We start from the raw sequence: 25092 nt of genomic DNA on the forward strand, positions 1-25092 counted from the left end.
TAAAACTAAATATATTCATCTTAAACAATTGACTATACGCAAATTTACTAAATTTAGGTGAAATTACGGATATTCAATAAAAAAATATAGAAATCAAAATTTATTTAAATCATTTTCATTGCTATCACTCGCTGAGTGAGACGCCCTTGCGAACCAAAAATGTCTAATAAAATGAAAATTCTCAGCGATCTTAGCGTTAAAAGCAAAAAAGAATATTTCACATCGAATTTTTCTATCAACCAACAACAATCAACTCTCAGCTACAATCCGAAAAAAAGCTGTAAATTTGAAGAGTTCTAAATAAGAACAGTTTAATTAAAAAGTTAATAAATGTTTGACATTCAGGAAATCAGAAGTCAGTTTTCTATATTAGATCAGAAAGTGAACGGTAAACCACTGGTTTATCTCGATAATGCAGCCACCTCTCAAAAACCGGATTCCGTTTTGGAGGTCTGGAATAAATACTATACGGAAATCAACGCGAATGTTCATCGTGGAATTCATACATTAAGTCAGTTGGCAACTGAAGAAATGGAACTTTCCAGAAGAAAAATCCAGAAATTCATCAATGCTGAACATGATTTTGAGGTTATTTTTACTAAAGGAACTACCGAAGGAATCAATTTGATCGCCTATATTTTAACCCAAAAATTAAAAAAGGACGATGAAATTATCATCTCTTATCTGGAACATCACTCCAATATTGTTCCGTGGCAGATGCTTTGTGAAAGAACCGGAGCGAAGCTGAGAGTCATTCCTATGGATGAAAACGGAATTCTTCAACTCGATCAGTTTGAAAAATTTTTAAATGAAAAAACGAAAGTTGTTTCTGTTAATCAGGTTTCCAATGCTTTAGGGATTATTAATCCGATCGAAGAAATCATTGCTAAAACAAGAAAGAATACCAATGCATACATCGTTATCGACGGAGCTCAGTCTGCACCTCATTTTACTCTTGATGTTCAGAAAATAGACTGTGACTTTTTTGTTTTCTCGGGACACAAAATGTATGCTCCAATGGGAACAGGAATTCTGTACGGAAAACAGGCAATTCTTGAAGATTTGCCTCCATTCCACGGAGGAGGAGAAATGATTGCCACCTGTTCTTTTGACGGAACCACTTACGCAGGTCTTCCTTTTAAATATGAAGCAGGAACACCCAATGTAGGCGGAAACATTGCTTTGGGAGCTGCTGTGGATTTTATTCTGAAAGTAGGGCAGGAAAATATTCAGAACCATGAAAATGCTTTGCTGGAATATGCGCAGAGACAGCTTCTGGAATTGGAAGGCATTAAAATTTATGGTGAAAAAGCCAACAGAACCGGTGTTGTTTCTTTCAATCTTGAAGGTGTCGGAATTGCTTCCGATGTGGGAATGATTCTGGATAAACTTGGGATCGCTGTAAGAACGGGGCATCACTGTACACAGCCAATTATGGATTTCTTCAATATTGCGGGAACCGTAAGAGCAAGTTTTGCGGTGTACAATACATTCAGTGAAATTGATGCTTTGATAGAAGGCGTAAAAAAAGCACAGAAAATGCTAAGTTAGACTTAGATTTTTTTATAATACAAAACGGTCAGAGAAATTTCTGACCGTTTTATTTTTGTATGTAGTCTTAATTGACTTCAGAATCGCACATTTCCATCGGAACCAGACATTTTGTAGAAAGACATGGGTTTCCGCTCGGAATCTGAAGGCAGCACGCATGATATCCGTTATATGTGATGTGGTACGTATTGGCAGGACAGGTATGACCCCCTAAAACCTGTTTTAAGTTCTCTCTTTGGATTTTTTTTAGATTTTTCATAATGTTTTGTTTTATAGTAGTTTGTAATAAGTCCCTAAGATATGAAAAATATTTAAAATGATATTTTTTAATAAATTTCAAAAAATAATTTCCTTCGGTGTAACCTTTTCCGTTTTTAATTGTCTTACTAATAGAAACAAATAATTATGAAGCTTCTGTTTGGAAATAAAAGAGATGATTTGCTGAGCCGCCTCAAAAGGCAGGAACCGGCAGCGCAGAAAGTTTTTTATGATCAGAATGTAAAGAAATTTCTGAGCATTAGCAGAAGTTACGTTACAGATTTGTATCAGGCTGAAGATTGTGTAATAAAAGCGTTCTGTAAAATTTTTAAAAGTATTGAGACCTTTAGAAATGATGGAAGTTTTGAAGGCTGGGCAAGAAGAATTGTGGTGAACGAATGTCTGAACTTTATTAAAAGCCGCAAAACCGTTTTTTATCTGGACGACATTAACCAGTCTTATCTGGAAGAAATTTATGAAGAGGATATTGCTTTTGATTTCAATGCGCAGGAACTTTTAGATCAGCTTCCGGATGCTTACAGAATGGTTTTTAACCTCTATGTTCTCGAAGATTATTCGCATCAGGAAATTGCAGATACTTTGCAGATTTCAGTTGCCGTAAGTAAGACACAACTGTTTCGGGCAAAGGAAAAAATGAGAAAAATTTATTTTCAACAACAAAAAGCACTGAAAAATGAACACTACTAAAAATAATATAGAACATCATATCAAAAAGCAGATTTCAGAAAGAGAAATTGCTCCTTCGAGAAATTTGTGGTCTGAAATCGAAACCCAGTCAGAACGAAAAAACTCAAAAACAAAAATAAATTGGTATTTGGTTGCGGCTTGTCTGGTTTTAACGTTCAGTTTGGGAGCAGTTCTGTTTTTTAATAAAGAAAGCAAAGGAACCGAAAAATCTGCAATAATTGCTGAAATTAAAAATTCAGATATTCAGAATAAAACTCAAGAACAAACAGTACAGTCTCCTGAAACTTTAGATCAGAAACAGAAAGAATCTTTTGCGGCAGAAAATATTAAGGCTGAAAAAAAGAATGAAGCAGTAAAGTCACAAATTATTGTTGAGCAAAAACAAATGCCTTTAACAAAAGAAAATGCTCCGGAAATTATCGGTACTATTTCTAAAATCGAGCCTGAAAAAATCATGGCAAAGTCAGATTCTGCAAAAACTCAGGGGAAAAGAAAAAGATATGTTGATCCTTCCACATTACTGTTCTCGGTAGAACATAAAGACGTTATCGAAAAAACCAAAGAAAGCAATGTAGCAACCATTGATCTGAACGGAAAATAATACTTCAAATTTTAACAAATAAAAAATAATACTATGATTAAAAAAATGATCATGATGGGACTATTGTGCCTTTTATCAGGTACGGCCTATTCTCAGAAAAATCTTACCTTAAATCTTCAGTCTAAAGAAGATACAGAAGTAAGCCCGATTGTAAAAGAAAAAGTAGATGAATATGCCCGAAAAATTGATTCGATTATTCAGGAAGAAAAAAAGCAGATGGAAGCAGAACTGCTGATTCTTCAGGCTAAGAATCTTGATAAAGCTGAATTCGACAAACAAAAGGCGCTTGTTGCCGACCGCTTTTCGGAAAAAATTGATCAGCGAGTTGAAGAACTCGGTTTTGATCTGGATTCTGTGATTCAAAAGCAGGTAAGATATTCTCTTCTGAATTCTGATGTAACTTCCAATGAAGAAATTAAAGAAAAACTTCTAAAGAAATTCCGTCCGACCAAGAACTTCACCGCCTATTTTTCTTACGGAGCCATGATTCTCACCAATAATAAGGCAGATAATGATCTGGATAAAAATTTAGGATACGCGGGAAATCTTGAATTTGGGCTGAAATTCAATTATCAGTTCAGCAGAACCAGTCATTGGGGATTAATTTCCGGGCTTGGATTTTCATGGAGAACCTTAAACATTGATAATAATCGGTTTTTTGCTAAAGACATGAATTCGGATATTTACCTTTCGGCGTATGATAAAAATTTAAGCAAAAGCAAATTGCGAACAGGCTATGTCATCGTTCCTTTAGGTTTGCAGTACAATTTTTCTAAACTGAAAAGTGCAGGAATGGATATCCAGTACAGAGATTATCAGAAAGGCTTTAAAGTAGGTGCAAATATTTATGGAGGAGTAAGAATGTCGACAAACAACATTATTAAAGGCGAAGAAATCAGCCAGAGAGAAAGAGGAAATTATCAGGTAAATCCTTTCATTTATGGAGCGCAGTTTACCGTTTCGTACAGCGATTTCAGCATTTTCGTGAAGAAAGATTTCGGTAATTTTTTCAAGGATAATCAATTTGAAAATGACAAAGCTCTGGTTATAGGTCTTGCTTACAAATGGTAAAAACACGTAACATTTATATATAACAGGAAACCGCAGGACAAATTTGTCATGCGGTTTTTTACAATATTTAACAATTTAATTCTTAGTTTATTTCAGGCTTCCCACCATATCTTCAGGTTTTACCCACTCGTCAAACTGTTCGGCGGTTAAAAGTCCCAGATTCACCGCTTCTTCTTTTAAGGTAGTTCCGTTTTTATGGGCGGTTTTGGCAATTTTTGCAGCATTTTCATAACCAATGTGCGTGTTCAAAGCCGTTACCAGCATCAGAGATTTATCAACCAGTTCTTTAATTCTCTCACGATTGGGTTCAATTCCGACTGCACAGTGATCGTTAAAGGAAATACAGGCATCGGCAATCAGTTGGGCAGACTGTAAAAAATTATAAGCCATCACAGGTTTGAAGACATTCAGTTCGTAATTTCCCTGCGTTCCCGCAAAAGAAATGGTCGTATCATTTCCTAAAACCTGAGCGCAAACCATCGTCATTGCTTCATTTTGTGTAGGATTTACTTTTCCCGGCATAATGGATGATCCCGGCTCATTTTCCGGAATATGAATTTCCCCGATCCCGGAACGAGGTCCGGAAGCTAATAATCGGATATCCTGAGCAATTTTAAATAGAGAAACTGCTAATTGTTTTAAAGCTCCGTGAGATTCTACAATCGCATCATGAGCCGCCAAAGCCTCAAATTTATTTTCTGCGGTTACAAAAGGAAGATCCGTAAATTTTGAAATATATTCCGCCACTTTTACATCATAACCTTGAGGAGTGTTTAATCCTGTTCCCACCGCAGTTCCGCCTAAAGCCAATTCAGAAAGATGAGGTAACGTGTTTTTTAAGGCTTTCAAACCGTAATTTAACTGAGCAACATACCCTGAAAATTCCTGACCTAAAGTTAAAGGCGTTGCGTCCATCAAATGTGTTCTTCCGATTTTTACAATATCTTTAAACGCTTCTGATTTTTCTTTTAAAGTGTCTCTTAATTTTTCGACAGCCGGAATGGTGGTTTCCACCACTTTTTTATAAGCCGCGATGTGCATCGCCGTTGGATAAGTATCGTTGGATGATTGCGACTTATTCACATCGTCATTCGCATGAATTTCCGATTTTTCGCCTAAATTTCCACCGTTGTTGACGTGTGCTTTATTGGAGATTACCTCATTTATATTCATATTCGACTGCGTTCCGGAACCGGTTTGCCAGATCACCAAAGGAAACTGATCGTTAAGTTTTCCTTCTAAAATTTCGTCACAGACTTTCGCGATCATATCTCTCTTTTCTGTAGAAAGAACTCCTAAATCTGTATTGGTAAATGCAGCCGCTTTTTTAAGATAAGCAAACGCTTCGATGATTTCATGTGGCATGGAACCTTCCGGACCGATCTTAAAATTATTTCTTGAACGTTCCGTTTGGGCTCCCCAAAACTTATCTGCAGGAACCTGCACTTCGCCCATCGTGTCTTTTTCTATTCTGTAATTCATGTGATTGAAATTTGTTTAGTTTTGATTTAACCCCAAAAGCAAAGAGATTTATTAAATTTTATAAAAATCAAATTTCACAAAATCAAAATCGAAGATTTTTAAAACTAATGTGTTCTTCTAAAGCATTATTTATTAAACTTAAAATAACTAAAGTGTTTAAAAGCTTTTGCGTCTTTTGTGGTTAAAATATCTTCGTATAAAGTTAATGAGAAAAGAAACCCCCCGCAATTTATAATCATTATAAATATCAATCTAAGTTACTGATTTTACTCATGCTTTTTTGAGTAAGCCGTATTTTTGCACCCAAAGAAAAAAGTAAAATGGATTTCAGATATCAGGATCCGTATCCGATTCTAAAGGATGATACGGTATACAAAAAATTGACTTCAGACTATGTAAAAGTTGAAACATTAGGAGACAGAGAAATTTTAACCATTGATCCGAAAGGGCTTGAGCTTTTGGCGGAAGAAGCAATGGCGGATGTTTCTTTCATGCTTCGTTCTTCGCATCTCGAAAGCTTGAGAAGAATTATTGATGATCCAGAAGCTACGGACAACGACCGATTTGTGGCTTATAATTTATTACAGAATGCAGCGGTTGCTGTGGAAGGAGCTTTACCTTCGTGTCAGGATACCGGAACAGCAATTGTAATGGGTAAAAAAGGAGAAAATGTTTACACAGGCGTTGATGATGGAGAATATTTAAGCAAAGGAATCTACAATACGTATCAAAAAAGAAATTTAAGATATTCTCAGGTGGTTCCTTTAACGATGTTTGATGAGAAAAATTCAGGTTCCAATCTTCCGGCACAGATCGATATTTACGCTAAAAAAGGAGATTATTACGAATTTTTATTTTTAACTAAAGGAGGAGGTTCAGCAAACAAAACCTTCTTATATCAGAAAACAAAGTCTTTACTGAACGAAAAATCTCTTGAAGAATTTATCAAAGAAAAAATTTCAGATTTAGGAACGGCTGCTTGTCCGCCTTATCATTTGGCTTTGGTAATCGGAGGAACTTCTGCGGAAGCCAATTTGGCTGCTGTTAAAAAAGCATCAGCAAAATATTACGACAATCTTCCGACCGAAGGAAATGAAGCGGGACAGGCTTTCAGAGACTTGGAGTGGGAAGCAAAAGTTCAGAAAATCTGTCAGGAAAGTGCTATCGGAGCACAGTTTGGCGGAAAATATTTAACGCACGATGTGAGAGTAATCAGATTGCCGCGTCACGCCGCTTCCTGTCCGGTTGGAATGGGAGTTTCCTGTTCAGCAGACCGAAATATCAAAGGAAAAATTACGAAAGACGGAATTTTCTTAGAGCAATTGGAGCAGGATCCGAAAAGATTTTTACCGGCAACACCGCCACATCTGGAAGAAGCAGTAGAAATCAACCTGAACCAGCCAATGTCTGATATTTTAGCAGAACTTTCAAAATATCCGATCAAAACGAGACTGAAGCTGAACGGTACTTTAATTGTAGCCAGAGATATTGCCCACGCAAAGATCAAAGAATTACTGGATGCAGGACAGCCAATGCCTGAATATTTCAAAAATCACCCGATTTATTACGCAGGACCTGCAAAAACTCCGGAAGGAATGGCTTCAGGAAGTTTCGGACCAACGACGGCGGGAAGAATGGACGTTTATGTAGATGAATTCCAGAGCCACGGCGGAAGTATGATTATGCTGGCAAAAGGAAACAGAACAAAAGGCGTTACCAATGCCTGCAACAAATATGGAGGTTTTTATTTAGGTTCCATCGGAGGACCGGCCGCTATTTTAGCGAAAGACAATATTCTTTCTGTTGAGGTGGTAGATTTTCCGGAATTAGGAATGGAAGCCGTAAGAAAAATCGAAGTGAAAGATTTCCCTGCGTTCATCATTACGGATGATAAAGGAAATGATTTCTTTGCAGATCTTGCGCACTAAAATTAGTTTATAAATAATTGCTACTTTGTATTGCATGGTACTTTATTTAAAGTTATCTTTGCAATACAAAATAGTATTATGAAAAATTTTTTACTTACATTTATATTTAGTACAACTGTTTTCAGTATATCTTTTGCTCAGACGGATGCTAAGATTGACAGTTTGATACAAAAAGAGTTTAAAGATTCAGATGCTCCCGGTGCTGTTTTCCTTGTTTCTAAAAAAGGAAAAATTATCTATGAGAAAGCATTTGGTAAGTCTAATTTGGAACTGAATACGGATATGACTGTCCAAAATGTATTCCAGATAGGCTCTATGACCAAGCAGTTTACAGCTTTTTCTATTTTACTTTTAGAATCCAAAGGTAAATTAAATATAAAAGATCCTATTTCTAAGTATATTCCCGATTATCCGAATGGAAAGTCTATCACCATTCATCATTTGCTTACCCATACTTCTGGAGTCAAAGATTTTACGAAAATGAAATCAATCTCAGAAATCGCACAAAAGGAAATGACTCCCAAAATGATGATTGATTTTTTTAAAAATGAACCTGTTGATTTTAGTCCCGGAGAAAAGTTTGATTATAATAATTCCGGTTATGTATTGCTTGGATATTTAATTGAGTTAGTTTCCGGAGAAACATATGAAGATTTCGTGAAGAAAAATATTTTTGAAAAAATTGGGATGAACAACTCTTTTTATGCTACAGACAGAAAGATAATCAAAAACAGAGCTTATGGATATCATGAAAAGAAAGATGGGTTTGTAAACAAGACAATTATCAACTACAGTGTTCCATTCGCTTCCGGATCTTTAATGTCAACCGTTGAAGATATGCTGAAATGGCAAGATGCTATTAATCGATATACTATTCTTGATGAAATACATACTAAAAAACTTTATACAAAAAATAAACTAAACAGCGGAGAAGAGTTTACCTATGGATATGGATGGCATTTAAAAGAGATCAACGGAACTCCTACAAGAGAGCATGGAGGCAGTATTTTCGGATTCAAATCTATGGGAGTATATATTCCCGATGTAGATATATATGTATTAGGATTCAGCAATTGCGACTGCCATTCCCCAACACAGATTACAAAAGATATCGCTCAATTAGTTTTAAATAGTCAAATTAGCAGCGTGAAGTAAAGGTATAATAGTTTAAAATCAAAATAAATAATAAAATAGGACGTATATCTTTTGTGTAAAAAAATAAAAAGTCCTATTTTTGCCTAAAATCTTTAAGAAAATGATAACGATTTTATCAGCATTTTGGCCGTTTTACCAATTCCTTTGGACAATTTTCTTCATTACAATGTTCCTTGTAGGATTTTGGTGTATCTTTATGTTCTTCGGGTTGGTAATTCCAATGTGGTTGACAGAAGGTTTGAAAGAATATTTCGGAAAAATTAAACCTTTCAATCCGGAAGATATCAGAAGCAAGCAGCTAAACGAGCAGGAGGGAGTAGAAGTAATCTACAGCAATCCTAAAGGAAACGGACCTTTCTTGCACGATAGTCACGGACACGGACATCATTAATTGATTGTCATTGTTTTCTCACCTGAATTCTGAGAAAGCAATATCAAAGCAAAACAACATATATAAACCACTTATCTTGATAAGTGGTTTTTTTTATTTCTATCATTCAAACACTTAAGTGTTATTCAAAGCATATTATTTAATAAGTGCAAAGTTTTGTTTTTCAACAAAAGTTGATTTTTTATTCGAAAAATAAATTACTTTAGTATTGAATTAACCTTAAAAGGATGAATTATATGAAAAAATTCTATTCCGGTATATTGTTGTTTATCTTAGCCAATATCTTTGGTCAGATAAGCTATACAATTACCCCTAATCCGTTTAATGAAACGGATGCAATAACATTAACCGTGCCCGGAAATCAGATCGATGAGTCGGCGTGGGGAGTTTCAAACAATGCCATTTATATCTGGACGTGGTCTCTGGATACCAATTATCAGAACAGTCAGGATTGTCCGACAAACGGGAGTTGGAACAATTCCAATGAACTTAATCGATTAAGTTATAACGCTGCGACAGACACTTATTCATTATCTTTTACGCCCACAACTTTTTATGCAAGAACAGGGATCGGAAGATTTGGTTTTTTACTGAAAGATAAAACCGGAGCACATCAGACAACTCCGGATATTTTTGTCAACGTAGGAATTCTGAATTTAACCATGACAAATCCTGCTGCAAACAGCTTAACGTCTGTTCCTACAGGGAATTCTATTAACATTACGGCTACCACCAATGTAAATGCAACTTTTCAGCTTAAAGCCAACGGAACGGTTGTAAATTCTACTTCTACAGCATCAACTTCATATTCTTATAACTACACGGTAACAGGAGATGCTAATATGGAGCTGATTGCAATGCAGGGTTCGGCTTCAAAAAGCTCAACTTTTATTTTGCAGGTTCCGAGAAATGTGATTTCTGAAGCAATTCCTTCATGGATAAGACAGGGGATCAATTATCATCCGACGGATAACACAAAAGTAGGATTGGCTTTGTATGCTCCGTCTAAAAATTTCGTTCATGTCATCGGAAGTTTTAATAACTGGGCAGTGAATGATGCCTATCTGATGAAAAGAGATACTGCAAATCCAGATTTATACTGGATTGAGTTAAGCGGATTAACGCCTCAGCAATTGTATACTTTCCAGTACAGAACCAATGATTTAAGAAAAGTGGCAGATCCTTACTCTCCACAGATTCTTTCTTCTTATGACGATCAGTACATTTCTTCTACGACTTATCCGAATTTACCGGCGTTTCCTGCCGGACAAGGCTTTGAAGTTTCTATGTTTAAAACAGGGCAGGCTCCTTATAACTGGCAGGTTACAAACTTTCAGCGTCCGGCAAAAGAAAATCTTGTGGTGTATGAATTGCTGTTAAGAGACTTTACACAGGAAAAAAACTGGCAATCTTTAATTAATAAGATTTCATACCTGAAAAATCTGAATATTAATGCAATCGAATTGCTTCCTATCATGGAATTCGAAGGAAATCTTTCCTGGGGTTATAATACTTCTTTCCATTATGCATTAGATAAAGCATACGGAACACCGGAAAAATTCAAAGAATTTATTGATTTGTGCCACCAGAACGGAATTGCTGTAATTCTGGATATTGCTTTCAATCACGCAACAGGTCGTTCACCGTTGGCAAGACTATGGAATGTTGATCCGGATGGAGACGGTTACGGAGATATTGCAGCCAATAATCCTTATTTCAATCAGGTTCCTAAACATTCCTATAATGTATTCAATGATTTTAACCATACAAGTGCTTCAACGAAATATTACGTTGAAAGATGTCTTCAGCAATGGTTAACGGAATATCATGTAGACGGTTTCCGTTGGGATTTAACAAAAGGATTCACACAAAGCTGTTCTGAAAACGATGAAACCTGTACGAACGCTTATCAGCAGGACAGAGTGGATATTCTAAAATATTATGCCGACAAGCAATGGGCTCTTGATCCGAATTCTTACATGATTTTTGAACATTTGGGAACCGATGCGGAAGAACAGCAGTGGGCAAACTACAGAGTTGCGGAAGGAAAAGGAGTGATGATGTGGAATAACCAGAACGGATCTTATAACCAGAATACAATGGGGTATAAAGAAAACAGTAATTTCGACAGAATGAATCATACGCTGCATGGATTCTCTGAAATGAGAGCAGTAGGTTACGGAGAAAGTCACGATGAAGAAAGGCTAATGTTCAAAAACCTTGCTTACGGTGCGGTAAACGGAAGTTATGATGTTAAAAACCTTAATACAGCTTTAGACAGAATGAAAGCTTTCGGAGCGACGTTCTTCACTATTCCCGGTCCGAAAATGATCTGGCAGTTCGGAGAGCTTGGATATGAATTCAGCATCAACAGATGTACAAACGGAACCATTAATAACGGTTGCAGAACCGATGAAAAGCCGATTGCATTTACTTTAGGATATGATACAGATGTGAACAGAAAAGCGGTTTATGATACCTGGGCGAAGATTATCAATTTCAGAAATATTTATCCGGTTTTCAAGTCAAAAACATATACTGTAGAATCCAATAATCTGGCAAACGATCCGAATGGATTAATTACGAGAATTTACGTTTACGACAACGCAATTACGAACGGAGTGAAAAATGTAGTGGTGTTAGCAAATTACACAACGGCAGCTCAAAGTGTGGTTCCGTATTTCCCGTATGTAGGTCAGTGGCAGAATCTAATGGATAACTCTGTTTCTAATGTAACTTCTACAACGGCTCCGATTACTCTTCAGCCGGGAGAATTCAGAATTTTCGGAAATTATGTGGGAAGTTTATCCACATTGGATGTGAATGCTGAAAATAAGCTTTCTTTACAGATTGCGGATAACCCTGTAAAAGATGGTCTGGCTAAATTAATTTACCACAAAGCGAAGAATGGGGAAATCTTTATCTACGATATAAGCGGTAAAAAAATGGATTCATTTAAATTGAATAATGAAAACGGAACGTACGAATTAAAAACAAATTATCCTGCAGGAGCGTATTTGGTTCATTTAAAATCAGATACAGGAATTTCAATTCAGAAAATGATGGTAAAATAACCTGTGGATAACTTCAAAAGTTTATATGGAGAGATCGCGAAAGCGGTCTCTTTTTTTTGTTTATTCATACTTTATCCGCAGTGAAAAAAGAGGTTGCTAATACGATACTAACGCCTTTTCAATACTTTATTCACAATTTTTTCCACACTAAAATAGAAGGTTTTCCATATCATATTCATACCTTACCAATAGGTTATTCATATTTTACTCACAATTGAAAAATTGTTTATCGACAATTAATTTTTGCATATCAACATGAAATTAATACGTTCCTAATAGGTAATTCACGCGTTATCCACATCTTATTCACAATTTTGGCAGCCCTGAAAAATTCAAATTCTAAATTGGTTTGCAGATTAAAAATTATTAGTCTACTTTTGCAGTAGATTTATCAAGAAAGGTGGAGGGATTTGGCCCTGAGAAACCTTAGCAACCGACATTTTCTGATGAAAAGGTGCTAATTCCAACCCGATTGGGGGAAGATAAGTGATTCTGTATTCCGTATGAATTCCAGCTTCTTGAAGGTCTTTTTGTTTGTTTCTGCAAACATTTTAAACTAAATTTTTTAAAGCACTGAAAAGAATGAAGAAACTCAGCGTAAGCGTATTCCTTTTGGCGGTAGGATTTTTATCGGCACAGGAAAAAGAACAGCAGATAGAAGATGTCGTAATTGTAGGAAACCGAAATGCAAAACGCACAAAACTGGAAACACCGGTTCCGGTAGACATCATCAACATCGAAAAAATACAGCAGTCTTCACCGCAAATTACCGTTCAGGATTTACTGAATTATGTTATCCCGTCTTTCAACTCAGTCCGGCAGTCGGCTTCAGACGGTACAGAACATATCGATCCTGTTACTTTGAGAGGAATGGGACCTGATCAGGTTCTGGTTCTCGTTAACGGAAAAAGAAGACATACTACTTCTTTAGTTAATTATCAGAATACAGTCGGAAACGGCTCTGTAGGAACAGACTTAAGCACCATTCCGGTAATCGCAATCGACAGAATTGAAGTTCTGAGAGACGGTGCAGCAGCACAATACGGTTCTGATGCCATTGCAGGAGTCATCAATATTATTCTTAAAAAAAATATCGGCGGAACAGCCAGCCTTAATTACGGAATTTCCGGAAGAAATGATGGTGAAACGTATCAGGCAGCAGCGAACTACGGAACTTCTTTAGGGAAAAAAGACGGCTATATCAGTTTATCCCTGCAATTAAACCAAAGAGGAAAAACAACAAGAACGCAGAATCATAATTTGGATATTTACGGCGATAATTTCGCGTATGATTTTGCTCCGGATTTTAATGCTGCAAAAGCGCTGGACGATCAAAGAATTCTTGCCAATGGCTTAACCCGGGATGATTTTAATTTCCAGATTGGTGATGCAAAAATAAAGCAGGCACAGTTATTTTTTAATTCCGAATATCCTTTGAACGATCAGTTTAAAATATATTCCTTCGGAGGCTTCAGTATCAAAGAAGGACAGGGTTACGGTTTCAGAAGATTGCCGAGTGAAACTTCAAACAATGTGTATTCTATTTATCCGAACGGTTTTCAGCCGACTTTAGGCTCGAAAATCTATGACATTTCTTATGCAGTCGGAGCAAAATATAATAAAGACGACTGGTTTTTTGATCTTAGCAATACATTCGGAAGCAATACATTCAATTATGATGTAAGCAACACCGTCAATGCATCTTTAGGAGCCAAGTCACCAACGGATTTTTATGCAGGAGCACACAGTTTTCTTCAGAATACAATTAATCTTGACGTTTCAAAAAACATCAGGAACTTCAATATCGCATTCGGTGGAGAATTCAGGTTTGAGCAGTACGACATCAAAGCAGGAGATCAGGCTTCCTATATGAGATATGATGTTTTCGGAAATCCTGTGACGGCGACTACCAATCCGGATAATATCTCCGGAGCAGGAGGAGCGCAGTCGTTTATTGGATTTTCACCACAAAACGCACTTTCAAAATCCAGACATTCAACTGCGGTTTATGCCGATGTTTCTTATGATCTGGATAAAAAATTAAATGTAGACCTTGCCGGAAGATTCGAAAACTATTCAGATTTTGGAAGTACACTGAACGGAAAATTAGCAGTGAGGTACGAATTCGCAAAAAATTATGCAGTTCGTGCTGCGGTGGGAACAGGCTTTAGAGCACCATCTCTTCAGCAGCAGTATTTTAACAATTCTTATGCAGATATTTCCACCACAGGAAATTCAATTGTTACCAAAGGAATTTTTAACAACGACAGCGAAGCTGCAAAAGCACTTGGTTTCGACAATTTAAAACAGGAAACTTCGGTGAACGGAAGCGTTGGATTTACTTTAAAGCCGATCAATAAGCTGTCAATCACTTTAGACGGATATTTAATTAAAGTAAAAGACCGAATCGTGATTACAAGTAATATTACAGATGATCGACTGGCGGTTTATGGTGTGGAAAGCGGAAGATTTTTTGCCAATGCCGTTGATACGGAAACCAAAGGAGTAGATCTGGTAGTTGCCTACGACTGGAAAATTGGAGGAGGCAATTTAAACATCAATCTTGCCGGAAATTATACCGAAACAAAAATTACAGATTTCCATTTCCCTGCTAATCTTCAGACACCGCAGAATGAATTTTTCGGACCCGACCAGATCAATATCATCGAAAGTCTGTCTCCCAAAACCAAAGCTTCTTTAGGATTGAATTACGGAGTCGGAAAATTTAATTTTCTGGTGAGAAATACTTACTTCGGGAAAGTAATCCGCGACGGATATCCGTTTGGAGGAGTTCAGGAATTTAATCCGAAAGTAGTAACCGATGTGAGTGTAGGATATGATTTCACAAAAAATATTAACTTAACCGTCGGAGCCAATAATGTGTTTGATGTCTTTCCGGATCTGCAGATTTATGAAAATTCGTATTTTGGGGTTTTCAAATATGCTCCGGTGCAGATGGGAACTCTCGGAAACTATTTCTTCGGAAGGCTTAATTTTACATTTTAATTAATGAATTCAACTTCACACCAGATCGGCTGGAAAACCGCAGTGGCAATTGTTGTTTCGAATATGATCGGAACCGGAATTTTCACAACACTCGGTTTTCAGCTTACCGACATTACGAATGCTTACAGCATATTCCTCCTTTGTTTCATTGGAGGAATTCTTGCTTTGTTCGGAGCCTTTTGCTATGCCGAATTAGGTTCCCATTTCAAAGGGAACGGCGGAGATTTTATTTATCTGAAAGAAACCTATCACCCGCTTCTAGGCTATCTCGTGAGCTGGATTTCCCTCATTATCGGGTTTTCCTCTCCCGTTGCATTGGCAGCTTTGGCGATGTCGAAATACCTTTCTGCTTTCGATGTTTCTTTTGGAAACAGCTTTGCCATAGGAATTATCTTTCTGGTTTCCGTTTTTTTGTCATTCAGCTTACAGGCTTCAAGCAGATTTCATAATTTTTTTACATTGATAAAAATTGCGTTCATTATTGTTCTCATTATCATCGGAATCGGAATTTCAGACTCAGAAACAATTGGGAACAGTCTGAAATTAGATGATTCATGGCAAAAGGAAATCATGCTTCCGGCTTTTGCAACATCTTTGGTTTTTGTAACGTATTCTTACACCGGCTGGAATTCTGCTTCCTACATTGCCGGAGAAATAAAAGATGTTCAGAAAAACCTACCAAAATCACTCATTGTAGGAACTGTTTTCGTAACCGTTTGTTATCTCTTGGTTAATTTTATCATGCTGAAACACGCTCCGGTAGATCAGTTGGCGGGAAAAGAAGATGTAATGGGAGAAGCTGCCAATAATATGCTGGGAAATACTTTCGGTAAAATAGTTAATATTTTTATTGCTTTACAGTTAGTCGCAACCATCAGCGGCTATCTGTGGGTAGGTTCCCGTTTGACGCAGGCTTTTGCAAAAGAAAACCGACTCTGGAAATCTCTATCGGTCGGCAATAAAAAAGGAATTCCTGTCCGTGCGATTTTTGCCCATGCCGTAATTGCAACGCTGATTATTTTAACGGGAAGTTTTAAAGAGATTTTTGTTTATACCGCTTTTATTCTGCAGTTATTTGCCAGTCTGGCAATTTCAACGGTGTATTTTATAAAAAAGGAAGACCGGAAGATATTCAAATCCAATCTTTTTTACGTTTATCCCACGGTTTTTTTATTGTTCAGCATCTACATTTTGTATTTCACGTTGATCCATAATCCTAAAGAAAGCATCATCGGATTAGGAATTGTTGCTGTGGGAATTGTTTTGTATTTAATTGATAGAAAATTATCCCGCTAATTTAAATTAATCGTAAAACAATCAAATATTGTTTTTAAAGCGCAAATTGCAAGGGTATTATGCTTACTAAATCAATTAAAAATTGTTTTTAACGAAGGGTTCGCAAGGGTAATTGAATTAGCTTTGAAAAAAAATGTTCGCAAGGGCGTTTCACTCAGTAAATGATAGCAGAATTATATTTTTGAAATCATTTTGAGACGTTTTAATTTAAAGAAGGTATCATTACCATTAAGTATTGTTTTTAACGCATGGTTCGCAAGGATAATTGAACCAGCTTTGAAAAGAATCCGTTCGCAAGGGTGTTTCACTCAGCAAATGATAGCAGAATATATTTTTGAAATCATTTTAAAACGTCTTAATTTCAAAAGCTATTACGTAAGAATCATTTACACATTTTTATCACTTGCTGAGTGAAACGCCTTTGCGACCGAAAAGTAATTGCAATCATTTTAAAAGAAAAACCTTGCGAACATTGCGCTTAAAAAACAACAAATTCAAAAACTGAGTTAAAAAAGATTCTTCAATAGGCATACGCTTCATTCAGAACAACAAACTATTAGTTTTAAAATTGAATTAATAATCCGTATCTTTGCACCCACAAAATTTTCATAATGTCTAAATCATTAATTCCAAAATTAGAAGCTATAAAACAGAGATATAATGAGGTGGCAGACCTTATTATACAGCCTGATGTTATTTCAGACCAAAAAAGATATTCTTCTTTGAACAAAGAATATAGCGATTTGGGGAAAATTGTAAAAGTTTACGATCAATATAAAGGAGCGTTGGATACGATTGAAGAGTCCGACGAAATTATTGCCGACGGATCAGATAAAGATTTCGTGGAACTGGCAAAAATCGAAAAAAACGAAGCACTGGAAAAAATTCCGGGACTGGAAGAAGAATTAAAAGTACTATTAATTCCTAAAGATCCTGCAGATGATAAAAACGTTATCGTGGAACTTCGTGCCGGAACTGGAGGTGATGAAGCAGCCATTTTCGTGGAAGATATTTACAGAATGTATTCCATGTACTTCAAGACGAAAGGATGGAGACACGAGGTTACAGATTCCAACGAAGCGGCTAAAGGGTACAAAGAACTCATCATGAAAGTGGAAGGAGAAGGCGTGTACGGAATCATGAAATTCGAATCCGGAGTTCACCGTGTGCAGCGTGTTCCTGAAACAGAATCTCAGGGACGAGTTCACACTTCTGCCATTACCATTGCAGTTCTTCCGGAAGCCGAAGAAGTGGATGTGGAAATTAATCCGGCAGATATCGAAATGCAGACTTCACGTTCCGGTGGAGCAGGAGGGCAGAACGTTAACAAGGTGGAAACTAAAGTTCAGCTTACGCACAAACCTTCAGGATTGGTGGTGGTTTGTCAGCAGGCACGTTCCCAGTTAGCCAACCGTGAATTGGCGATGGAAATGCTTCGTGCAAAATTGTACGACATCAAATTGCAGGAAGTTCAGGGAGATATTGCGGCACAGAGAAAGACAATGGTTTCTACGGGAGACCGTTCTGCAAAGATCAAAACGTATAATTATCCTCAAGGGAGAGTTACCGATCACAGAATCAACAAATCCATGTATAACTTAGATGCATACATGAACGGAGATATTTCTGAAATGATCGATGCCGTTATCATGGCAGAAAACGCCGAAAAAATGAAAGGCGAAGAAGAAAGTTTATAAAATCTTTACCATAAAATCTTTTGTAAGTCTCCGGAGTATTTCGGAGACTTTTATTTTGAGCTTAATTCATTGTTTAAATTATGTGATGTTTAAATATTTTTAAATCAATTGATTATGTTGTTTTGTAAATGCTTGTTTAAAAATAATTTAGGAAAAAAAGGGTTTCATGGTATAATTAATGTACTTTTACATCAACTCTTGATCATTCAGGAGTTTTTTTATACACTAAAATTGAAAAATGTACCGTACTTATGAAAAAACTTCACATTGCCTTTCTGGCAATACTTCTCTTTTGCTTTCAAAGCTTAAAATCCCAAAATATTCTAAAGCCTGAAAGTGTTTTTAATCTTTACTTTAATTCTTTCGTTAAATATGATGATGAATCTGTAAAAGAACTCAACAGTTATCTTATTAATTTTCTGGGAAAAGAAAGTACCCACAAAATGAAACTTAAAGACACCTACAACGAAAAGATTGATGATTATACCCAACTTTTTCTTTCCGGTCTTCCTGTAAATGTGGCATCTGCGTGCTCTGTTGAAGTTAAAAATTATTTCAGCGCTTTAATGCAGAATTTTGCCGATACGAAATACAGGATAAAAGAAATTAAAACCGTAAATGATGAAAGATTTAAAGGAAACGGATTCTCTGAAGTTACATACGAAGCAAGTTTTAAAGTGCCTTCTCATAATCTGATGCTTAATATGGGAGATATTAAAAAAATAGGTGCAGGAGAAATGAAGAAATACCTTATTGATGTTACCAATCAGTTAAAAAAAGCAGACAAAATCGTTTCCACAGAACAGAAATTCAACCTTTATCAGATTAAGGTTGATGACGCCATTTACTACTGGAACGGAGGTCCACAGGAATTAAACTGGAAGCTAAATGAATTTTATCTGAGAAATTTCAATTAAAAATTAAGGCTGTTTTAGGACAGCTTTTTTTATTTAAAACAGATTCCTTATTTTTGGGGAAATAGCTTAATATGAAAATCACACCCATTTTATTAACAGCCGGAGTTCTTTTTTCGGCAACATTTTATTCACAAAAAATGAATTATCCAAAAGCAGTTAAAGGAACACAAACCGATACCTATTTCGGAACTGCCGTTGCAGATCCGTACCGGGATTTGGAGAATGATTCTGAAGCCACCAGAAAGTGGGTAGATGATGAGGTAAAACACAGTCAGGATTATCTTTCTAAAATTCCTTTCAGAGACGAAATCAAGAATCAGTTAAGAGACATCTGGAATTATGAAAAAATTTCGGCACCTTTCAAAGAAGGAGAATATACCTATTATTATAAAAATGACGGATTGCAGGCGCAGTCTGTATTGTACAGAACGAACAATAAAACAAAGGCAACGGAAGTTTTTCTGGATCCCAATAAATTTTCGGAAAAAGGAACCACTTCACTTTCCCAGCTTTCTTTCAATAAAAAAGGAAATCTGGCTGCCTATTCCATTTCTGAAGGAGGAAGCGACTGGAACAAAATCATCATTATCGATGCAATTACAAAAAAACAGATTGATGAAACTTTGGTTGATGTAAAATTCAGCGGAATTTCATGGCAGGGTGATGAAGGTTTCTATTATTCCAGTTACGACAAACCAAAAGAAGGAACCGTACTTTCCGGAATGACAGACAAGCACAAAGTGTATTTTCATAAACTGGGAACTAAACAATCCGATGATCAGTTGATTTTTGGCGGAGAAAAAACACCAAGAAGATATTTAGGAGCGGGAGTTTCCGAAGATCAAAGATATCTGATTATTTCCGCAGCCAATGCAACCAACGGAAATGAACTGTATATTAAAGATCTGAAAAATGGCGGCGATTTTGTTCAGATTAATAAAGGTTTTGATATCAATGTAAGCATTGTTGATACGCAGGGCGATGATCTTTATATTTTTACGGATAAAGATGCTCCGAATATGCGTCTGGTAAAAACTTCCATCAAAAATCCGGCTCCCGAAACATGGAAAGATGTTATTCCTCAGACCGAAAATGTTTTAGGAATTACAACAGGAGGAGGATATTTCTTCGCAACTTACATGATTGATGCCATTGATCAGGTAAAACAATATGACAGAACCGGAAAACTGATCCGTGAAATTTCCCTTCCCGGAAAAGGGAACGTTTCCGGATTCGGAGGCAAGGAAACTGAAAAAGAACTGTACTTCTCTTTTACGAATTACATCACTCCCGGAACAACGTATAAATTTAACGCAGATTCAGGGAAATCGGAAGTGTATCAGAAGCCAAAAGTGAAATTCAATCCCGAAGATTATATTTCTGAACAGGTTTTCTACACTTCAAAAGACGGAACTAAAATTCCGATGATGATTAATTATAAGAAAGGAACAAAGCTGAATGGTAAAAATCCTACGATTCTTTATTCTTACGGAGGATTCAACATCAGTTTACAGCCTGCCTTTTCTGTGGTAAATGCGATCTGGATGGAAAATGGCGGAATCTATGCCGTTCCAAACATTCGTGGTGGCGGAGAATATGGTAAAAAATGGCATGATGCAGGAACGAAGATGCAGAAGAAAAATGTTTTTGAAGATTTCATCGCAGCAGGAGAATATTTACAGAGCAAAGGCTATACTTCCAAACAGTTCATGGCGCTTTCAGGAAGATCAAACGGTGGTTTGCTGGTAGGAGCTACGATGACGATGCGTCCGGATTTAGCCAAAGTTGCCTTTCCGGGAGTGGGAGTTTTGGATATGTTGAGATATAATAAATTTACCGCAGGAGCAGGCTGGTCTTACGATTACGGAACTGCGGAAGACAACAAAGAAATGTTTGACTATTTAAAATCTTATTCTCCGGTTCATAATGTAAAAGCAGGAACGTGTTATCCTTCAACCATGATTATCACCAGTGATCACGACGACAGAGTAGTTCCGGCGCATTCTTTTAAATTTGGTGCAGAATTACAGGAAAAACAGGCTTGTAACAACCCGATTTTACTAAGAATTGAGAAAAACGCAGGTCACGGAGCCGGAAGATCTACAGAACAGGTAATCGGAGAAAATGCAGATCTGATTTCTTTTGCGCTGTATGAAATGGGGGTTAAGAAATTACAATAGATCTGTTTAAAAAATGTAAATCCGGTCAGAGTAATTCTAACCGGATTTTTATATATATGAAATAACTTAGTTCTTAGTAAACTTAGAGCTCAGATTTCCTATTTTATAAATATAAATTCCCTTTGGAAGACTTTCTACATCAACTGAAATTTTACTATCAGATGTTAGGAAAGATTGGTTAACAACAAGTTTTCCTGTTGTATCGAAAACTTGTACTTTATGAGCCCCATTTTCAGGATTTGTAATGTTTAAGATTTTACTTGTTGGAATTGGGAAAGCGGATAATTTTGCTTCTGTTTGAATTTCTTTTGCTGCCAATACCGATGTTGACAAAGAGTAAATATCTGTCTGAGGTGTTGATTCATTGTTACTATTAAAAATATCACTATACACAATTAATTTATTTATATTGTTTACAGAATCATGGAAAATTTCGAAATTTTCAGCATAGCTTTTAGATGAAGGATTTGGATGAAAATCCTGAATCAAATTTCCATCTTCGTCTATTAAAAGAAGCTTGATTGCATAAGTATTCGTATAATTGTAAACTCCTACTAAAAATTCAAATTTATTATCCGTATTGAAAATATTTTTTGAAATGAGAAAAGAAGAATTATCTGCAGCAAAAAGCAGTCTATCATAATTTGCTGGCATTGGAACATTTACTGTTTTGTAAAGTGTATAATTTGAAGTGTAAATTTTAAGCTTATTATTTGTAGTTCTTGAAATATAATAGGTTTCAGTTGGGGTAGAGTACTTTAATGTGTGTTCGTTAGTAAATGTATGTTCAAGTGTAAGTTGTCCAAAAGCGAAACATGCAACAAATAATGCCGCCGAAAGTAATAATTTTTTCATTGAGTCTATCGTTTAAAAGTTTAATTATTTAAGCTGACAAAATTAGTGAAATTATAATTAAATAAAGGAAACTGGCTTGTTGATAAGTAATAGAATGTTAATTTAAGATAATTTATTCCCTCAAAAATGTGTAATTTTAGCCATCTATTAAATCTGAAATTATGAGAAGGGCAGTTCAGAATAAAACTCCTCAATTCACTATTACCGAAAAGAAAACAGAGGTCTATCCTTTTGAGAAAGACGGCTTACAGTTAAAATCTTCTTATACGGCAGAAGACGTTAAAAATCAGGAATTAACGCAGACTTCTCCGGGAATTGCTCCTTATTTAAGAGGTCCGTATTCCACAATGTATGTTCAGAAGCCATGGACGATCCGTCAGTATGCGGGTTTTTCCACAGCAGAAGAATCCAATGCTTTTTACAGAAGAAATCTGGCGGCGGGACAAAAAGGTCTTTCCGTTGCCTTCGATCTGGCGACACACAGAGGATATGATTCCGATCACGCGAGAGTTGTGGGCGATGTTGGAAAAGCGGGAGTAGCGATTGATTCTGTGGAGGATATGAAGATTTTATTCAATGAAATCCCTTTGGATCAGATTTCAGTTTCCATGACGATGAACGGAGCCGTTCTGCCGATTCTTTCCTTCTATATTGTGGCGGCAGAAGAGCAGGGCGTTTCTCAGGATTTGCTTTCAGGAACCATCCAGAATGATATTTTGAAGGAATTCATGGTGAGAAATACCTACATTTATCCACCTGCACCTTCCATGAAGATCATTGCAGATATTTTCGAATATACTTCTCAGAATATTCCGAAATTCAATTCCATCTCAATTTCCGGTTATCATATGCAGGAAGCAGGAGCCACTCCTGTTCTGGAAATGGCTTATACACTTGCAGATGGTTTAGAATACGTAAGAACAGGAATAAAAGCAGGAATGAATGTCGATGATTTTGCACCGAGACTCTCATTTTTTTGGGCAATCGGGATGAATCACTTCATGGAAATTGCAAAGATGAGAGCGGCAAGATATATCTGGGCTGAATTATTAAAGCAGTTTAACCCTCAGAATCCAAAATCTTTAGCTTTAAGAACCCACTCACAGACTTCAGGATGGTCTTTAACGGAACAGGAGCCTTTCAATAATATTACCAGAACCGCGATTGAAGCATTATCTTCAGCGTTGGGCGGAACGCAGTCTCTTCATACCAATGCTTTGGATGAAGCCATTGCACTTCCTACAGATTATTCAGCGAAAATTGCAAGAAATACACAGATTATTCTTCAGCAGGAAAGCGGAATCTGCGATGTCGTAGATCCGATGGGCGGAAGCAATCTGGTTGAATCTTTAACGCAGCAAATGATTGAAGAAGCGATGAAATACATCGATGAGGTAGAGCAGGAAGGCGGAATGACAAAAGCCATTGAAGCCGGAATTCCAAAGATGAGGATTGAAGAAGCGGCAGCGAGAAAACAGGCAAAAATTGACAGTGGTGAAGAATTTATCATCGGGGTTAATTCTTTCAGATCAGAATTAAAGCAGGATGCCATTGAAATTTTAGACATCGATAACACGGAAGTCCGCAGAAAGCAGATCGAAAGATTAAATAAAATAAAGGCAGAAAGAAATTCTGAGGCGGTGAATGAGATTTTAAATGAGATCCGTGAAAGTGCCAAATCTGGAAAAGGAAATCTTTTAGCCTTATGTATTGAAGCCGCAAGAAGAAGAGTAACGCTGGGCGAAATGAGCGATGCGATGGAAGAAAGCTTCGGAAGATACAAAGCCAACATCAGAACAATTTCAGGAGTTTATGCCATGAACGCAGGGAAAAACGAATATTTTGAAAAAGCCTTACACCTTACTCAGAAATTTGAGGAAGAAGAAGGACGCCGTCCACGATTAATGGTTGCCAAAATGGGACAGGACGGTCACGACAGAGGAGCAAAAGTAGTCGCAACCGCATTTGCAGATATGGGATTTGACGTGGATGTGGCACCATTATTCCAGACTCCGGAAGAAGTGGCAAAACAGGCAGTGGAAAATGATATTCACATTTTAGGAGTTTCTTCTTTGGCGGCAGGTCATAAAACTTTGGTTCCACAGGTTGTTGAGGAGCTTAAAAAACTCGGAGCAGACGATATTACTATCGTTGTAGGAGGCGTAATTCCGCAGCAGGATTATGAATTTCTGTATGCGAACGGAGCCGATTTCATTTTTGGTCCGGGAACCAACCTTCCGAAGTGTGCAGTAGATATTCTGGATAAATTTTTAAATTAAATTAACCTTTTCACCAGATAAGTTGCACAGCTTTTGTACTGTACTCCATAATCAAAAAACAAAATATTATGGCTTATACAGTAGTTTCGGTATTTCCTGTAACGGTAGATACAGAAGAAATTAAAAAAGATTTAAAAGAAAACGGCTTTGATGAATCAAATATCATTATTTCCAGATCAAACCTCGAAAGCGGACTGTCTACCGACAATTATCAGGAAGATGAGCAGACGAAAGGATTTTTTGAATATACCTTTGCGCATGACAATGATATGCTTGATGCTTACAGAAAACACAGCATCGGAAAAAATAATGTTATCGTTTATGCCGATAATCTGGAACAGGCAGTTTCTGCCAATTCAATCCTGAATAAAAACGGAGCTTTGCAAGTATACAGAAAACCTGCGGAAGAAAAAACAGATATTCCTGAAGGAATGACCGAAGAAGAGTATAACGGAATTATAGCAAAAGCAAGGCACAATATTTACTTCTTAGGATCAGAAAGAGTTTACCATTCCAATATCATCAAAGGAATGGACGATCCGATGGATGATCTGGGATCTAAAGATTAAGAGCTGAAAAATACGATAAATAAATAGGCTGCTTCACAAATGAGGCAGCCTATTTTGCTAAATATTATATGAAA

At 36.7% G+C, this 25092-nt stretch carries 18 protein-coding genes and 1 riboswitch; of the genes, 15 read left to right on the plus strand and 3 right to left on the minus strand.

Features of this window, described 5'->3' with window-relative positions; genetic code table 11:
• Positions 1 to 330: 330 nt before the first annotated feature.
• The gene (locus B0E34_RS06965) at positions 331 to 1551 is read left to right on the plus strand and encodes an aminotransferase class V-fold PLP-dependent enzyme (RefSeq protein ID WP_087708147.1); all 1221 of its coding nucleotides are present in this window, start codon (positions 331 to 333) and stop codon (positions 1549 to 1551) included.
• A 67-nt stretch (positions 1552 to 1618) separates the two neighbouring features.
• Here the strand turns inward: B0E34_RS06965 and B0E34_RS06970 are convergent, their stop codons facing one another.
• Positions 1619 to 1810 (minus strand): bacteriocin-like protein, encoded by a 192-nt coding sequence (locus B0E34_RS06970; protein ID WP_087708149.1) that lies wholly within the window; start codon positions 1808 to 1810, stop codon positions 1619 to 1621.
• A gap of 146 nt (positions 1811 to 1956) precedes the next feature.
• On the opposite strand from B0E34_RS06970, the gene B0E34_RS06975 reads away from it, so the two are divergent.
• Genes B0E34_RS06975 through B0E34_RS06985 form a run of 3 tightly spaced genes read left to right on the plus strand, consistent with a single transcriptional unit; the run spans position 1957 to position 4189 of the window.
• A complete protein-coding gene (locus B0E34_RS06975) occupies positions 1957 to 2517 on the plus strand; it encodes an RNA polymerase sigma factor (protein WP_087708151.1) in 561 nt (186 codons plus the stop codon).
• The gene (locus B0E34_RS06980) at positions 2504 to 3118 is read left to right on the plus strand and encodes a hypothetical protein (protein ID WP_087708152.1); all 615 of its coding nucleotides are present in this window, start codon (positions 2504 to 2506) and stop codon (positions 3116 to 3118) included. Before B0E34_RS06975 ends, B0E34_RS06980 begins: the two co-directional genes overlap by 14 nt.
• A gap of 33 nt (positions 3119 to 3151) precedes the next feature.
• Positions 3152 to 4189: an outer membrane beta-barrel protein gene (locus B0E34_RS06985; RefSeq protein ID WP_087708154.1), complete on the plus strand. Its 1038-nt coding sequence runs from the start codon at positions 3152 to 3154 to the stop codon at positions 4187 to 4189.
• A gap of 87 nt (positions 4190 to 4276) precedes the next feature.
• On the opposite strand, the gene fumC is transcribed toward B0E34_RS06985, so the two are convergent.
• Positions 4277 to 5671, minus strand: a complete 1395-nt coding sequence (gene fumC / locus B0E34_RS06990) for a class II fumarate hydratase (protein ID WP_087708156.1) — start codon at positions 5669 to 5671, stop codon at positions 4277 to 4279.
• A 320-nt stretch (positions 5672 to 5991) separates the two neighbouring features.
• On the opposite strand from fumC, the gene B0E34_RS06995 reads away from it, so the two are divergent.
• The 9 genes from B0E34_RS06995 (at position 5992) to B0E34_RS07035 (ending at position 21315) form a co-directional block, all read left to right on the plus strand.
• Complete coding sequence (locus tag B0E34_RS06995) at positions 5992 to 7599, plus strand: fumarate hydratase (RefSeq protein ID WP_087708158.1); 1608 nt, start codon at positions 5992 to 5994, stop codon at positions 7597 to 7599.
• 78 nt (positions 7600 to 7677) lie between these two features.
• On the plus strand, positions 7678 to 8754 hold the full coding sequence (locus tag B0E34_RS07000; RefSeq protein ID WP_087708160.1) for a serine hydrolase domain-containing protein: 1077 nt from the start codon (positions 7678 to 7680) through the stop codon (positions 8752 to 8754).
• 100 nt (positions 8755 to 8854) lie between these two features.
• Entirely contained in the window at positions 8855 to 9145 is a 291-nt protein-coding gene (locus B0E34_RS07005; RefSeq protein ID WP_185117444.1) for a hypothetical protein, read from the plus strand.
• A gap of 236 nt (positions 9146 to 9381) precedes the next feature.
• A complete protein-coding gene (locus B0E34_RS07010; protein ID WP_087708427.1) occupies positions 9382 to 12219 on the plus strand; it encodes an alpha-amylase family glycosyl hydrolase in 2838 nt (945 codons plus the stop codon).
• Between the two features lie 385 nt (positions 12220 to 12604).
• A riboswitch (SAM riboswitch) is annotated at positions 12605 to 12708 on the plus strand.
• A gap of 93 nt (positions 12709 to 12801) precedes the next feature.
• Positions 12802 to 15225, plus strand: a complete 2424-nt coding sequence (locus tag B0E34_RS07015) for a TonB-dependent receptor plug domain-containing protein (RefSeq protein ID WP_087708162.1) — start codon at positions 12802 to 12804, stop codon at positions 15223 to 15225.
• 3 nt (positions 15226 to 15228) lie between these two features.
• Positions 15229 to 16521, plus strand: coding sequence for an APC family permease (locus B0E34_RS07020; protein ID WP_087708164.1), 1293 nt, complete (start codon positions 15229 to 15231; stop codon positions 16519 to 16521).
• 611 nt (positions 16522 to 17132) lie between these two features.
• On the plus strand, positions 17133 to 18218 hold the full coding sequence (prfA, locus tag B0E34_RS07025; protein WP_087708166.1) for a peptide chain release factor 1: 1086 nt from the start codon (positions 17133 to 17135) through the stop codon (positions 18216 to 18218).
• A 251-nt stretch (positions 18219 to 18469) separates the two neighbouring features.
• The gene (locus B0E34_RS07030) at positions 18470 to 19135 is read left to right on the plus strand and encodes a hypothetical protein (RefSeq protein ID WP_087708168.1); all 666 of its coding nucleotides are present in this window, start codon (positions 18470 to 18472) and stop codon (positions 19133 to 19135) included.
• Positions 19136 to 19272: 137 nt separating this feature from the next.
• Complete coding sequence (locus B0E34_RS07035) at positions 19273 to 21315, plus strand: prolyl oligopeptidase family serine peptidase (RefSeq protein ID WP_228423033.1); 2043 nt, start codon at positions 19273 to 19275, stop codon at positions 21313 to 21315.
• A gap of 66 nt (positions 21316 to 21381) precedes the next feature.
• Here the strand turns inward: B0E34_RS07035 and B0E34_RS07040 are convergent, their stop codons facing one another.
• A complete protein-coding gene (locus tag B0E34_RS07040; RefSeq protein ID WP_087708172.1) occupies positions 21382 to 22170 on the minus strand; it encodes a T9SS type A sorting domain-containing protein in 789 nt (262 codons plus the stop codon).
• Between the two features lie 161 nt (positions 22171 to 22331).
• Between B0E34_RS07040 and scpA the strand changes: the two genes are divergently transcribed.
• Together scpA and B0E34_RS07050 are read left to right on the plus strand one after the other, a co-directional pair.
• Positions 22332 to 24449, plus strand: coding sequence for a methylmalonyl-CoA mutase (gene scpA, locus B0E34_RS07045; protein ID WP_087708174.1), 2118 nt, complete (start codon positions 22332 to 22334; stop codon positions 24447 to 24449).
• Between the two features lie 68 nt (positions 24450 to 24517).
• Positions 24518 to 25018: a hypothetical protein gene (locus B0E34_RS07050; RefSeq protein ID WP_087708176.1), complete on the plus strand. Its 501-nt coding sequence runs from the start codon at positions 24518 to 24520 to the stop codon at positions 25016 to 25018.
• The last annotated feature ends 74 nt before the right edge of the window (positions 25019 to 25092 follow it).

Source organism: Chryseobacterium mucoviscidosis, assembly GCF_002177115.1.
Lineage (GTDB): Bacteria > Bacteroidota > Bacteroidia > Flavobacteriales > Weeksellaceae > Chryseobacterium > Chryseobacterium mucoviscidosis.